The sequence below is a fragment of the Enterococcus sp. DIV0546 genome (assembly GCF_051712785.1).
Taxonomy (GTDB): Bacteria; Bacillota; Bacilli; order Lactobacillales; family Enterococcaceae; genus Enterococcus; species Enterococcus faecalis.
This window is the reverse complement of sequence record NZ_JBIOPO010000001.1, coordinates 1,432,345-1,446,892: the sequence shown is the minus strand read 5'-3', so window position 1 is coordinate 1,446,892 and position 14,548 is coordinate 1,432,345. Positions and strand designations below refer to the sequence as shown.

Below are 14,548 nucleotides of genomic sequence, written 5' to 3'. Positions count from 1 at the left end.
TTGAAAAGGTTATTGATTTTAGAAGACGGAACAGTATTTGAAGGAAAAGCGTTTGGTGCAGAAGGCAATGTAGTAGGAGAAGTTGTTTTTACTACTGGCATGACAGGTTACCAAGAAGCAATTACTGACCAAAGTTTTAATGGACAAATGATTACTTTTACGTATCCATTAGTTGGAAATTACGGGGTCAACCGAGATGATTATGAATCCATTGCACCAACCTGTAAAGGTGTCATTGTTAAAGAGCATGCGCGGGTTGCTTCAAATTGGCGTCAACAAATGACCTTGGATGAATTTTTAAAGCGCAAAGGGATTCCGGGAATTTCAGGAATTGATACGCGTGCGCTGACTCGTAAGTTACGATCAGCTGGAACAATGAAAGGGAGCATCATTGATGCCGTGGATGATTTGCCGCATGCATTTGATCAACTAAAAGCGACGGTCATGCCGAAAAATCAAGTGGCACAAGTCTCCACTACTAAACCTTATCCGAGTCCAGGTATTGGGCGTAATGTAGTCGTCGTTGATTTCGGGTTGAAACATAGTATTTTGCGAGAATTATCAAAACGGCAATGCAACTTAACCGTGTTGCCTTATAATACAACGGCCGAAGAGATTTTAGAATTAAGTCCCGATGGTGTCATGTTGACAAATGGGCCTGGAGATCCCAAAGATGTGCCTGAAGCTATTGAAATGATTCAAGCAATCCAAGGAAAAGTTCCAATTTTCGGCATCTGCTTAGGTCATCAGTTATTTTCATTAGCAAATGGTGCGGATACGTATAAGATGAAGTTTGGACATCGCGGTTTGAATCATCCTGTACGAGAAATTGCAACAGGACGCATTGATTTCACTTCACAAAATCACGGATATGCCGTAGATGAAGCAACAATTGATCCAGAAAAATTACTTGTGACCCACGTGGAAGTCAATGATGGAACGGTTGAAGGCGTGCGTCATCGAGATTATCCAGCTTTTACTGTGCAATATCACCCAGATGCGGCTCCAGGACCGCACGATGGTCTTCATTTATTTGACGAATTTATGGAATTAATGGATGCATGGAAGGAGCAAAACTAATGCCAAAACGAACGGACATCAAGAAAATCATGGTGATTGGTTCAGGACCAATCATTATTGGACAAGCAGCAGAATTTGACTATGCAGGCACACAAGCCTGTTTAGCGCTAAAAGAAGAAGGGTATGAAGTTGTCTTAGTAAACTCAAATCCAGCGACTATCATGACCGATAAGGAAATCGCGGATCATGTTTATATCGAACCGATTACTTTAGAATTTGTTTCAAGAATTTTGCGAAAAGAACGTCCTGATGCTCTTCTACCAACATTAGGTGGTCAAACTGGATTAAATATGGCGATGGAATTATCGGAATCAGGAATTTTAGATGAGCTAAATGTAGAATTGCTAGGAACAAAGCTCAGTGCGATTGACCAAGCGGAAGACCGTGATTTATTTAAACAATTGATGGAAGAATTAGAACAACCGATTCCAGAAAGTGAAATTGTCAATACGGTGGAACAAGCCGTGGCTTTTGCCAAACGAATTGGCTATCCAATTATCGTTCGTCCCGCATTTACTTTAGGTGGAACAGGCGGCGGAATGTGTGATACGGAAGAAGAACTCCGCCAAATTGCCGAAAACGGTCTGAAATTATCACCAGTTACACAATGTTTAATTGAAAAAAGTATTGCTGGTTTTAAAGAAATTGAATATGAAGTGATGCGTGATTCGGCTGATAATGCGATTGTGGTTTGTAACATGGAAAACTTTGATCCTGTCGGCATTCACACTGGGGATTCGATTGTTTTTGCTCCGAGTCAAACCTTATCAGATTATGAATACCAAATGTTGCGAGATGCGTCCTTGAAAATTATTCGTGCATTAAAAATTGAAGGTGGCTGTAATGTTCAATTAGCTTTGGACCCGCATAGCTTTAATTATTATGTGATTGAAGTGAATCCTCGTGTTTCTCGCTCATCTGCACTTGCTAGTAAAGCCACAGGGTATCCCATTGCGAAGTTAGCTGCAAAAATTGCTGTTGGTTTAACATTAGATGAAATGAAAAATCCAGTTACTGGAACCACTTATGCCGAATTTGAACCGGCTTTGGACTATGTTGTTTCCAAAATTCCTCGATGGCCTTTTGACAAATTTGAAAAAGGTGCTCGAGAACTAGGAACGCAAATGAAAGCAACCGGGGAAGTCATGGCAATTGGCCGCAATATTGAAGAATCCTTATTAAAAGCAGTTCGTTCTTTAGAAATTGGTGCTTATCACAACGAGTTAGCAGAACTAAGTCATGTCAGTGATTTGGAATTAACGAAGAAAATGGTCCATGCGCAAGATGATCGATTGTTCTACTTATCAGAAGCCATTCGCAGAGGATATAGCATTGAAGAATTACAAAGTTTAACGAAAATTGATTTATTCTTCTTGGATAAACTTTTACACATTATCGAAATTGAAACGACCCTTGAAAGTCACGTGGACAACGTAGCTGTCTTGAAAGAAGCCAAACAAAATGGCTTTTCTGATCGGAAAATCGCAGCACTTTGGGGACAAACAGAACAAGCCATCGCTGACTTCCGCAGAGCCAATCAAATTGTGCCCGTCTATAAAATGGTGGATACGTGTGCTGCAGAGTTTGAATCACACACGCCTTATTTTTATAGCACGTATGAAGTGGAAAACGAAAGCAATGTTTCGAAAAAGCCTTCTGTACTAGTATTAGGTTCTGGTCCCATTCGCATTGGTCAAGGGGTCGAGTTTGATTATGCAACGGTTCATTCTGTCAAAGCGATCCAAGCGGCTGGTTATGAAGCAATTATTATGAATAGTAATCCTGAAACAGTTTCAACAGATTTCTCTGTTTCTGATAAATTATACTTTGAGCCATTAACTTTAGAAGACGTCATGAATGTGATTGATTTAGAAAATCCGATTGGCGTGATCGTCCAATTTGGTGGACAAACAGCAATTAATTTAGCTGAGCCGCTCACAAAACAAGGCGTTAAAATTCTTGGAACAACGATTGAAGATTTAGATCGTGCGGAAAATCGTGATTTATTTGAACAAGCTTTGCAAGAGTTAGCGATTCCTCAACCACCAGGAGATACGGCCACAAGTGCAGAAGAAGCAGTCGTGATTGCTGATCGTATCGGCTATCCCGTTTTAGTTCGTCCAAGTTATGTTTTAGGTGGTCGTGCAATGGAAATTGTCGAAAATCAAAAGGATTTGGAAGATTATATGCGACACGCAGTCAAAGCTTCTCCAGAACATCCTGTCTTGGTTGATAGCTATTTATTGGGACAAGAATGTGAAGTTGATGCCATTTGTGATGGTGAAACAGTACTAATTCCAGGGATTATGGAACATATTGAACGAGCTGGCGTTCATTCTGGCGATTCAATGGCGGTTTATCCACCACAGTATCTTTCTCAAGAAATTCAGGCAACAATTGCCGATTATACAAAAAAACTAGCACTTGGTTTAAACTGTGTAGGCATGATGAATATTCAATTTGTTATTCATGAAAATCGTGTTTATGTGATTGAAGTGAATCCTCGTGCGAGTCGAACAGTTCCTTTCTTAAGTAAAATCACAGGGATTCCGATGGCCCAAGTTGCTACAAAAGCGATTCTTGGTGAGAAACTGACTGACCTAGGATATCAAGATGGATTATACCCTGAAAGTAAACAAGTTCATGTGAAAGCCCCTGTGTTCTCCTTTACGAAACTACAAAAAGTAGATACGTACTTAGGGCCTGAAATGAAATCAACTGGGGAAGTTATGGGTAGTGATTATTATTTAGAAAAAGCCTTGTATAAAGCCTTTGAAGCATCTGGCTTGCATTTGCCAAGTTATGGAGCTGTACTTTTCACCATTGCTGATGAAACAAAAGAAGAGGCGTTAGAAATTGCTAAGCGTTTTTCAGCAATTGGCTATAGTTTAGTCGCAACGGAAGGAACCGCTGACTTTTTAGCGAAGCATCAGTTGCCTGTTAAGAAAGTGACGAAAATTTCTAATCCTGAAGGGGAAACCGTGCTGGATGTCATTCGTAATGGGAATGCACAAGTGGTAATCAATACCATGGATAAAAATCGTTCCAGTGCCAACCAAGATGGGTTTTCAATCCGTCGGGAAGCAGTCGAACATGGGATTCCATTGTTTACCTCACTTGACACAGCGAATGCGATTTTAAAAGTTTTAGAATCAAGAGCCTTTACGACAGAAGCCATTTAAGCAAAAATCTGGAACAATCGTCTGAGGAGGACTGTTCCAGATTCTTTTACGAAGAAATAGAAAATCATTTATAGGGGAATCAGAGAATAAAGGAGTGAAGGATACTGATGCAGAGAAAGCAAGAAATGATGACCATTGTAGCTCAAAAACAGTTAGCGCCACGGATTTATCAGTTAGACTTACAAGGCGAGTTAGTGAAAGAGATGACACGACCTGGACAGTTTGTGCATATCAAGGTTCCGCGTGCAGATTTACTTTTGCGGCGACCGATTAGCATCAACCAAATTGATCATTCGAACGAAACCTGTCGTTTGATTTATCGAGTCGAAGGCGCTGGAACGGAAGTGTTTGCCACCATGAAGGCTGGTGAACAATTAGATATTTTAGGTCCTTTAGGAAACGGCTTTGATATAACTACCGTAGCAGCTGGTCAAACTGCTTTTATCGTTGGCGGAGGAATCGGGATTCCCCCATTGTATGAATTATCAAAACAACTCAATGAAAAAGGCGTGAAAGTGATTCATTTTCTTGGTTATGCATCAAAAGAGGTTGCTTATTACCAACAAGAATTTATGGCATTAGGAGAAACACATTTTGCCACAGATGACGGCTCGTTTGGCGCTCATGGCAACGTGGGCCGTTTATTGTCAGAAGCGTTAGCAAAAGGACGGATCCCTGATGCAGTTTATGCTTGTGGTGCGAATGGTATGTTAAAAGCAATTGATTCTTTATTTCCAACACATCCACACGTTTACCTTTCTTTAGAAGAACGGATGGCCTGTGGAATTGGGGCTTGCTATGCCTGCGTTTGCCATAAAAAAGGAGACACTACTGGAGCAAAAAGTGTCAAGGTCTGTGATGAAGGTCCGATTTTTAAAGCAAGTGAGGTTATCTTATGATGAAAAATCCTTTAGCTGTTTCAATTCCAGGTTTAACATTAAAAAATCCAATTATTCCCGCCAGTGGTTGCTTTGGGTTCGGGGAAGAATATGCTAACTATTATGACCTTGATCAATTAGGTTCAATTATGATTAAGGCAACAACCCCCCAAGCACGATATGGAAATCCCACACCACGTGTAGCTGAAACACCTAGTGGTATGCTAAATGCCATTGGATTGCAGAATCCAGGCTTAGACGTGGTTATGCAAGAAAAATTACCAAAATTAGAAAAATACCCTAACTTACCGATTATTGCAAATGTTGCAGGTGCTTGCGAAGAGGATTATGTGGCTGTTTGCGCAAAAATTGGGCAAGCGCCTAACGTCAAAGCAATTGAATTGAATATTTCCTGTCCTAATGTGAAACATGGCGGCATAGCTTTTGGTACAGATCCAGAGGTTGCTTTTCAATTAACACAAGCAGTCAAAAAAGTCGCCTCTGTTCCGATTTATGTTAAACTATCACCAAACGTAACGGACATTGTGCCAATCGCCCAAGCAATTGAAGCAGGGGGTGCAGACGGTTTTTCTATGATTAATACATTGCTAGGGATGCGCATTGATTTAAAAACGAGAAAACCTATTTTAGCCAATCAAACTGGCGGACTATCTGGCCCAGCCATTAAACCTGTTGCTATTCGCTTAATCCGACAAGTCGCCAGTGTTTCTCAGTTGCCAATTATTGGAATGGGCGGTGTTCAAACAGTGGATGATGTCTTGGAAATGTTCATGGCAGGTGCTAGCGCTGTCGGGGTTGGTACGGCCAACTTTACAGATCCATATATTTGTCCGAAGTTGATTGACGGATTACCTAAGCGAATGGAAGAGTTAGGCATTGAATCGTTGGAACAATTAATTAAAGAAGTGAGAGAGGGGCAGCAAAATGCACGATAGACCAATTATTGCGTTAGATTTTCCCACGCAAAAAGAAGTGGCTGTTTTTTTAGAAAAATTTCCTAAGGAAGAAGCCTTGTTTGTTAAAGTGGGGATGGAACTTTTTTACGCAGAAGGACCAGCGATTGTTCGCTGGCTTAAAGAACAAGGACACGATGTTTTCTTGGATTTAAAATTACATGATATTCCGAATACTGTGGAAAAAGCGATGACAAATTTAGCAAAATTAGGCGTTGCCATTACCAATGTCCATGCAGCAGGGGGCGTTCGAATGATGCAAGCAGCTAAGGAAGGTCTAATCAAAGGGACTCAGCCAGGCGCTAAGGTTCCTGAGTTAATTGCTGTAACCCAGTTGACTTCTACTAGTGAAGAAGAGATGCAGCACGATCAATTAATCAACGTTCCTTTAGAGACAAGTGTCATTCATTATGCTAAATGTGCGGAAAAAGCGGGTCTGGATGGCGTGGTTTGTTCAGCATTAGAAGCTCGTGGTATTCAAGAAGCAACCAAGCAAACGTTTATTTGCTTAACACCTGGTATTCGTCCAGCAGGAAGTGCAGTAGGTGACCAACAACGGGTCGTTACGCCGCAACATGCTCGCGAAATCGGGTCCACATATATCGTTGTTGGCCGACCTATTACCCAAGCAGAAAATCCTTATGAAGCCTATCAAGAAATCAAAAAAGACTGGAGCGGAAAGTAACATGACAAAAGTAGCAAAAAAAATTGCCAAAGATTTATTAGATATTGAAGCGGTATTTTTAAACCCTAATGAGCCGTTTACCTGGGCTAGTGGCATAAAAAGCCCGATTTATTGTGATAACCGTATCACGATGAGTTATCCTGCTGTGCGTAAAGAAATTGCAGAAGGCTTAGCGGCAAAAATTAAAGAAACTTTCCCAGAAGTCGAAGTGATTGCTGGGACAGCTACCGCAGGGATTCCACATGCGGCATGGGTAGCCGATATTTTAGGATTACCAATGGTTTATATCCGCAGTAAAGCCAAAGACCACGGCAAAGGGAATCAAATTGAAGGCCGAATTTCTGAAGGACAAAAAATGGTAGTTATCGAGGATTTAATTTCAACCGGCGGTAGCGTGTTAGAAGCGGCAGAAGCGGCGGAACGTGAAGGAGCAACGGTTTTAGGCGTTGCGGCAATCTTCACTTATGAGTTACCCAAAGGAACGGTAAATTTTGCAGATAAACAGATGACGTTACTAACGTTAACCAATTATTCAACTTTAATTGATGCTGCATTAGAAGCAAATTATATCGAAGAAAAAGATGTTACCTTATTACAAGAATGGAAAAAAGATCCTGAAAACTGGGGCAAATAAACGTTGAACTAAAGATAGTTCTTGTCGTCTGATTTTTAGTGTCATTTTCAGTAACCAGATTTAACGGTAGGAGAACTTAGGTCATTTGCCGAGGAGCGTAATGATCTAAGTTCTTTTGTTTGACGTAGAAAAGATGTTAGGATAGAGTTTTAACATGAGTTTTACCTGATTACTATGTGGAAATGAAGGAAGAGTGTATGAAAAAAATAAAAAATATGGACGTTGAATGGAGCTATACAGGCAACGATGGACCGGAACATTGGCATACGCTATGTGACTGGTTTGCAGAAGGTGCTAAGTTTGCTTATCAATCGCCAATTGCTTTAGAAAAAGAAAGTGCTGAGACAGTAAATTCTCAGATTACGTTTCATTATAAAAAAGAAGAATTCACTGAAAAGGAATTCAAAAATACGTTTCATTTTGTACCACCAAATACGGAAAGTTACGTAATGTTTGAAAATGTTGCGTATCATTTAACCGATATTCATTTTCATATGCCTAGCGAACATTTGCTATCGGGAAAGCAGTATCCGCTAGAATTCCATTTGGTTCATATGAACGATGCTGGCGAAAATTTAGTTGTCGGTTGCCTGTTTACCATCACTGAGGAAGAAAATCGTTTTTCAGAAGCGAATCATCCGATGGACTGGGAAAACGGCACGCACCAACAATGGTTTAATCCGTCAATCTTTTTACCAGAGGAGCGTCTACACTACCATTATGTAGGCTCGTTAACAACACCGCCAACTAAGGGTCCAGTGAAATGGTTTGTATTTGATACCATTCAAAAAATGGATCAAGCCTTTTTAAATAAGATCAAGGAAGGTATGTTGGCCTTTAACAATCGGCCCCTTCAGCCGTTGAATGGGCGTAAGATTTATTTTTCAAATGATTAGTGTGTGGAGGAAAAAGTGTTGAATATTCAACAAATGAAGTATGTTGCTGCCATAGCTAACAATGGGAGTTTTCGGGAAGCAGCCAAAAAACTATTTATTACACAACCTAGCTTGTCAAATAGTATTCGAGAATTAGAAGAAGAACTAGGAATTTCCCTCTTTTTACGTACTAATAAAGGCGCTTTTTTAACAGAAGAAGGAATGGTTTTTTTAGAACAAGCAGAGAAAGTCTTAGTTCAAATGGAGTTATTGGAAAATCGCTATCGCGAGACAGTGACCAGCGAACGATTCTCCATCTCTTCGCAACATTACGATTTTTTAGGTGAGGTAATTGCCAAAGTTCTTAAAAAGTATGGGGATCAATATAAAGATTTTCGTGTCTTTGAAACCACGACCTTAAAAGTAATTGAAGACGTCAAAGGATTTCACAGTGAGCTGGGGATTATTTATTTAAATGAACAAAATAGTGTCAGTATTGAACGGTATTTAGAACAAGCTAATCTAGCCTACGAGGTAATTAGTACTTTTAATACACACATTTTTTTAGGAAATCATCATCCTTTAGCCAAGCAAAAAGAAATTCATTTAGAGGAATTAGTTCCCTATCCACAAGTTCGCTTTAATCAAGAAGGAAGCAATTTTTCCTATTTTTCTGAAGATTTAGTTGAAATTCCTGAACAGGAATCGGTCATTCATACTACGGATCGTGGAACCTTGATGAATTTGTTGGTAGAAACCAATGCTTATGCTTCTGGTTCAGGAGTCGTAACGGGTTTTACGAAGAAAGAAATTCGGTTAGTGCCATTGGCGCCAGCTTTGGAAAATCGTATTTGTTTACTCTTTCCCAAAAATCGGGAAATCAGTCCAATTGGTCGCTACTTTATCAAAGAATTAAAAGCGTTGTTTAAAAAAGAGGTAGATACCAAAACGTTTAGCACTAAGGAATAAAAAGAAGGAACTATCAGTGATTTGACTGATAGTTCCTTCTTTTTTGGCTCATTTTGAAACAGTAGAAATGGTTTCTCTTTCAATTAATGTTACAGGCACTTGAATGTCTTCTATGATTTGAAGGTCTTGTTGCATCGTTTGTAATAACACTTCGCCAGCTAGTTTTCCCATTTCTTTAAAGTCTTGCGCCATGGTTGTTAATGGAGGTTCGACAAATGCTGCTGCTTGAATATCGTCAAAACCAATAATCGATAATTCTTCTGGCACATGAATACCTAGGTTTTTACAGTTTCGTAAACAATGTAACGCGCTGAAGTCATTATCGCAGACCACGGCTGTGAGTTGGTGCGCCTCAAAATACTGTTTAAAGTTGTGTTCATCTAAGAGATTGGTTTCCGTGATTGCTGTATGAAATGCCAGATTGGCTTCTTTTAAAGCTTGGAGATAACCTAAATAACGTTGCCGAACGGATTGTAGGGCTGGACTTCCTGAAAGGATATATCCAATTTTCGTATGTCCTAAGCCAATTAAGCGTTCGGTTGCTGTTTTACCACCAGCAAAGTTGTCTGATTGAATGGTTGCAAAAGGCAAATCATGGATCTTTTTATCCAAGACAACGACTGGAAAATTCATCAGAGCCAACTCGAACAGTAAGTCGAGATAGTCATTACTAGTAGCAGCATAATAGACAAGCCCGGCAAACTCATTCACAATGTCCGCAGCATTTTTCTCTCTCAAAAAATTAGGCGAGGTCATAAAGACTTCTAAACCAGCTGCTTGAATAGTAGGGGACAAACCGCTATAGAAATTTCCTACTGATAAATCGTCTGCAAAAGGCAATAAAAAAAGAACTTTATTTAAAGAGGTATGGAGAGGGTGCTTTGGTGCTTGAACAAAACTTCCTTTTCCTTGGTGACGTTGGATTACGCCTTGCGTTTCCAACTCAGTTAGCGCTCGTTTGGACGTAATTCTACTGACGTTAAACTGAGCCGATAATTCTTTTTCGGTAGGCACTTGCGCTCCAACAGGCAATCGCCCTGAATCAATTTCATTTTGTAAATAATCAATAATTTGTTGATATAATGGTTGCTTCATTCATTTCACCTCACAATAAGATATATCTTATTTATAGTTTACCATAAATTAATTGGTTTTAAAATGAAAAAAATGATCGAAATCACTAGACAAAGTGAAATGTAAACGCTATAATTCAATTATGAAATGATATATCAAATTTAAGAGGTGACGAGAATGGTTTATACAGAAGTTCCAAAATCCGTAGCAACATTTATGGAGACAATTACAGAAAAATGCGGTGAAGCACATCAAGATTGGGCAAAAAACTTTCAGGCGGCCTTTGCCAATACTTTATTAACAACAGTGAAACGTCAAGAAGATGGTACTACCTTTTTATTAACAGGCGATATTCCAGCAATGTGGTTGAGAGACTCAACAGCACAAGTTCGTCCCTATTTAGTGATTGCGAAAGAAGACGAAGACCTTGCTCAAATGATTGCTGGTTTGGTTAAACGCCAGTTTCGTTATATTTGCATTGATCCTTATGCCAATGCGTTTAATGAAACAGATAATCATGCAGGCCATCAAACTGATAAGACCGAAATGAATGGCTGGATTTGGGAACGGAAATATGAAATTGATTCATTATGTTACCCGGTCCAATTAGCCTATTTACTTTATAAAAATACTGGGATGACCGAACAATTTAATTCAGATTTTGTGGAAGGCGTTAAAAAAATTCTCAACGTTTTCACAACAGAACAAGATCACGCACAGTCACCTTATTTATTTGAACGAGATACGTGGCGTCAAGAAGATACGTTGGTTGAAGCAGGGAAAGGAACACCAGTTGGCAAAACAGGGATGACATGGTCAGGCTTCCGTCCTAGTGATGATGCCTGCCAATATGGTTACTTAGTTCCTTCTAACATGTTTGCAGTCGTAATTTTAGGCTATATTCAAGAAATTTTCTCTGATGTTTTAGAAGATGCTACGATTGTGGCGATTGCTAAAAAATTACAAGAAGAGATTGAAGAAGGCATCCAAACATTTGGACGAACAAAAAATCAAAATAACGAAACGATTTATGCGTATGAAGTGGATGGCTTAGGCAATGCAAGCGTGATGGATGACAGTAATGTTCCCAATTTAGTAGCAGCCCCTTATCTGGGTTATTGTTCAACAGAGGATGAACAATATTTAACAACGCGTCAAACCTTATTAAGTAAAGAAAATCCTTACTTCTATGAAGGCAAATACGCGAAAGGGATTGGTAGCTCGCATACACCAGAAAATTACGTGTGGCCGATTGCTTTAGCAATGGAAGGAATGACAACCAAAGATAAAGCAGAAAAAGAACGAATTTTAGATTTATTGGTTGCCACAGATGCGGGGACTCATTTGATGCATGAAGGTTTTGACGTAGATAATCCTGAAAATTATACAAGAGAATGGTTTTCATGGGCTAATATGATGTTTTGTGAATTAGTTATGGATTATTTTGACATCCGAGTGGAAAAATAGGAGGAAAAGTGATGACAAAGAAAAAAGTCTATATTGTTTCCCATAGTCATTGGGATCGTGAATGGTATCTTCCTTATGAAGAACATCATATGCGCTTAATTGAATTAGTGGATAATGTATTAGATTTAATTGAAAATGATCCAGAGTTTAACAGTTTCCATTTAGATGGACAAACGATTATCTTAGACGACTATTTACAAGTTCGCCCAGAGAAAAAAGAAGCCGTGAAAAAAGCTGTCCAAGCAGGCAAACTAAAAATCGGACCATTTTATATTTTACAAGATGACTTTTTAATTAGCTCTGAATCCAATGTTCGAAACATGCTGATTGGGCATTTAGAAAGTCAAAAATGGGGAGCACCAGTTCAATTAGGTTACTTCCCGGATACATTTGGTAACATGGGTCAAACGCCTCAAATGATGCAATTAGCAAATCTGCCTGCGGCTGCCTTTGGACGCGGGGTGAAACCGATTGGCTTTGATAACCAAGTCTTAGAAAGCGACTATAGCTCACAATATTCTGAAATGTGGTGGGAAGGTCCTGACCAAACGAAAATTTTCGGCTTGCTTTTTGCGAACTGGTATAGTAACGGGAACGAAATTCCTTCAGAAAAAGAAGCGGCAATCGCTTTTTGGAAACAAAAATTGGCTGATGTGGAACGTTATGCTTCCACAAACCATTTATTGATGATGAATGGGGTCGACCACCAACCTGTACAAAGAGATATTACTAAGGCCATCGCTTTAGCCAATGAACTATTCCCAGAATATGAATTTATTCATTCCAATTTCGATGACTATTTGAAAGCTGTTCAAGAGGAGTTACCAGAAGATTTAGGAACAGTAACAGGCGAATTAACGAGTCAAGAAACGGATGGCTGGTACACATTAGCCAATACTTCTTCTGCTCGCGTCTATTTAAAACAGTGGAACACAAAAGTCCAACGCCAATTAGAAAATATCGCAGAACCTTTAGCAGCGATGGCTTACGAAGTAACTGGCGACTACCCACATGACCAATTTGATTATGCTTGGAAAACATTGCTTCAAAACCATCCGCACGATAGTATTTGTGGCTGTTCTGTCGACGAGGTTCACCGAGGCATGATGACTCGCTTTGAAAATGCCAATGATGTCGGGCATTTCTTAGCAGATGAAGCAACACGACAATTAACAGAAGCAATTGATACAAGTGTTTTCCCAGAAAAAGCGCACCCGTTTGTTTTGTTTAATACTAGTGGCTATCAGAAAACGGAGGTTGTCACTGTGGAAGTGGAGATTGAACGATTGCCATTTTATACAGGAAAACCTGAAGATCTTTATCATGAATTAAAACAAAAAGCAACCCCAGATTATCAAGTGATTGATCCAACTGGAAAAGCCGTTGCAAGCCGTATTGTCAAAGAAGATGTTCGTTTTGGTTACGATTTACCTAAAGATGCTTTCCGTCAACCGTACATGGCTAAATACTTAACGGTCGAATTATCTGTCAAAGAAATGGCGCCATTCTCTTGGGATAGCTTTGCATTGATTCAAGGAGAAACGAAAGCTTTTGAAGGAAGTCTTTTGGCTCAACCAGCAACAAATGAAATGGAAAACGAATTTATTCAAGTGAAAATTGAAAACAATGGTAGCTTAACCATTGCTGACAAAAAAACAGGAGAAACATTTTCAAAATTGTTAACATTTGAAGATACTGGCGACATTGGGAATGAATATATCTTTTTCAAACCGACCGAAGACCAAGGAATTACAACCGAAAATGTAACGGCTGAAATTACGAATAAAGAAAATTCCCCTGTAAAAGCAAGTTATCAAATTAAACAAACCGTCATGTTACCAGTTTCAGCAGATGAACGATTAGAAGAAGAACAAAAGGCTGTTCGTGAGTTTAGAGAACGCCAGGCACAACGTTCAACGACGCTTCGCCCGTTCGAAATAACGACAGTGGTTACAATGATCAAAGAAAGTAACCAATTATTCTTTGAAACAACCATTAATAATCAAATCAAAGATCATCGTTTACGCGTGCTTTTCCCAACTGGCATGGTCACAGAAACACACGAAGCGGATAGTATTTATGAAGTCGTGACACGACCAAATCAAGTAAGCGACACATGGGAAAATCCAACAAACCCGCAGCACCAACAAGCGTTTGTGAATGTTCATGACCAAAACAAAGGCGTGACTATCTTCAATGAAGGCTTAAATGAGTATGAAGTCTTGGCAGATGGAACCATTGCGGTCACATTAATTCGTTGTGTTGGGGAACTAGGTGATTGGGGCTATTTTGCGACACCAGAAGCACAATGCCAAGGAGAATATACCTTTAAATATGGTTTGTCATTGCATGGAAAACCAGAAGAACGCTTTGCTACGTATCAACAAGCCTATAGTGCACAAATTCCTTTTACTGCAGCTACTACTGCGCGTCATGAAGGTAAACTAGCACCGAACCATGTCTACTTGACAACGGCAGAAGGACCAATTGGTTGGACAGCCGTTAAACGTCAAGAGCAAACAAATCATTTAGTCGTTCGTGGCTTTAATCTAACAGCGCAAAATATTCCTTGTGAACTTCACAAAGAGACTCAACCAGCGACTTGTTTAACAAATGTATTAGAAGAACCGTTGACACCAGCGATAGAAGTTGATGCACCATTACGTCCGTTTGAAATTCGGACATGGCGTTTCGAAAAATAAATAAATAGGAGAACTTTGTTGAAAAGGA

11 protein-coding genes are annotated in these 14,548 nt (G+C 39.6%); 10 read left to right on the top strand and 1 reads right to left on the bottom strand.

Annotation, left to right across the window (positions count from 1 at the left end; genetic code table 11):
* The 8 genes from IGJ24_RS06970 to IGJ24_RS06935 all read left to right on the top strand — a co-directional run bounded on the left by IGJ24_RS06970 (window position 1) and on the right by IGJ24_RS06935 (window position 9,277).
* Window positions 1–1,080: a carbamoyl phosphate synthase small subunit gene (locus tag IGJ24_RS06970; protein WP_002360175.1), complete on the top strand. Its 1,080-nt coding sequence runs from the start codon at window positions 1–3 to the stop codon at window positions 1,078–1,080.
* Window positions 1,080–4,262, top strand: a complete 3,183-nt coding sequence (gene carB / locus IGJ24_RS06965) for a carbamoyl-phosphate synthase large subunit (protein ID WP_002357414.1) — start codon at window positions 1,080–1,082, stop codon at window positions 4,260–4,262. Before IGJ24_RS06970 ends, carB begins: the two co-directional genes overlap by 1 nt.
* A 107-nt stretch (window positions 4,263–4,369) precedes the next feature.
* A complete protein-coding gene (locus IGJ24_RS06960) occupies window positions 4,370–5,161 on the top strand; it encodes a dihydroorotate dehydrogenase electron transfer subunit (RefSeq protein ID WP_002365731.1) in 792 nt (263 codons plus the stop codon).
* A complete protein-coding gene (locus IGJ24_RS06955; protein ID WP_002379493.1) occupies window positions 5,158–6,096 on the top strand; it encodes a dihydroorotate dehydrogenase in 939 nt (312 codons plus the stop codon). Before IGJ24_RS06960 ends, IGJ24_RS06955 begins: the two co-directional genes overlap by 4 nt.
* Window positions 6,086–6,799: an orotidine-5'-phosphate decarboxylase gene (pyrF, locus tag IGJ24_RS06950; protein ID WP_002374722.1), complete on the top strand. Its 714-nt coding sequence runs from the start codon at window positions 6,086–6,088 to the stop codon at window positions 6,797–6,799. The genes IGJ24_RS06955 and pyrF overlap by 11 nt, the downstream gene beginning before the upstream one ends.
* 1 nt (window position 6,800) lies before the next feature.
* Window positions 6,801–7,433, top strand: a complete 633-nt coding sequence (gene pyrE / locus IGJ24_RS06945; RefSeq protein WP_033594785.1) for an orotate phosphoribosyltransferase — start codon at window positions 6,801–6,803, stop codon at window positions 7,431–7,433.
* A 182-nt stretch (window positions 7,434–7,615) separates the two neighbouring features.
* Window positions 7,616–8,329: a carbonic anhydrase gene (locus IGJ24_RS06940; protein WP_002382382.1), complete on the top strand. Its 714-nt coding sequence runs from the start codon at window positions 7,616–7,618 to the stop codon at window positions 8,327–8,329.
* A gap of 18 nt (window positions 8,330–8,347) precedes the next feature.
* Window positions 8,348–9,277, top strand: coding sequence for a LysR family transcriptional regulator (locus tag IGJ24_RS06935; RefSeq protein ID WP_002361904.1), 930 nt, complete (start codon window positions 8,348–8,350; stop codon window positions 9,275–9,277).
* A gap of 48 nt (window positions 9,278–9,325) precedes the next feature.
* On the opposite strand, the gene IGJ24_RS06930 is transcribed toward IGJ24_RS06935, so the two are convergent.
* On the bottom strand, window positions 9,326–10,372 hold the full coding sequence (locus tag IGJ24_RS06930; RefSeq protein ID WP_289865854.1) for a GntR family transcriptional regulator: 1,047 nt from the start codon (window positions 10,370–10,372) through the stop codon (window positions 9,326–9,328).
* Window positions 10,373–10,528: 156 nt separating this feature from the next.
* On the opposite strand from IGJ24_RS06930, the gene IGJ24_RS06925 reads away from it, so the two are divergent.
* Both IGJ24_RS06925 and IGJ24_RS06920 read left to right on the top strand, forming a co-directional pair.
* Window positions 10,529–11,818 carry a glycoside hydrolase family 125 protein gene (locus IGJ24_RS06925; protein WP_002357422.1) on the top strand — a complete coding sequence of 430 codons (1,290 nt, stop codon included), beginning with the start codon at window positions 10,529–10,531 and terminating at the stop codon, window positions 11,816–11,818.
* A gap of 11 nt (window positions 11,819–11,829) precedes the next feature.
* Complete coding sequence (locus IGJ24_RS06920; RefSeq protein ID WP_010820022.1) at window positions 11,830–14,520, top strand: alpha-mannosidase; 2,691 nt, start codon at window positions 11,830–11,832, stop codon at window positions 14,518–14,520.
* Window positions 14,521–14,548: the final 28 nt, after the last annotated feature.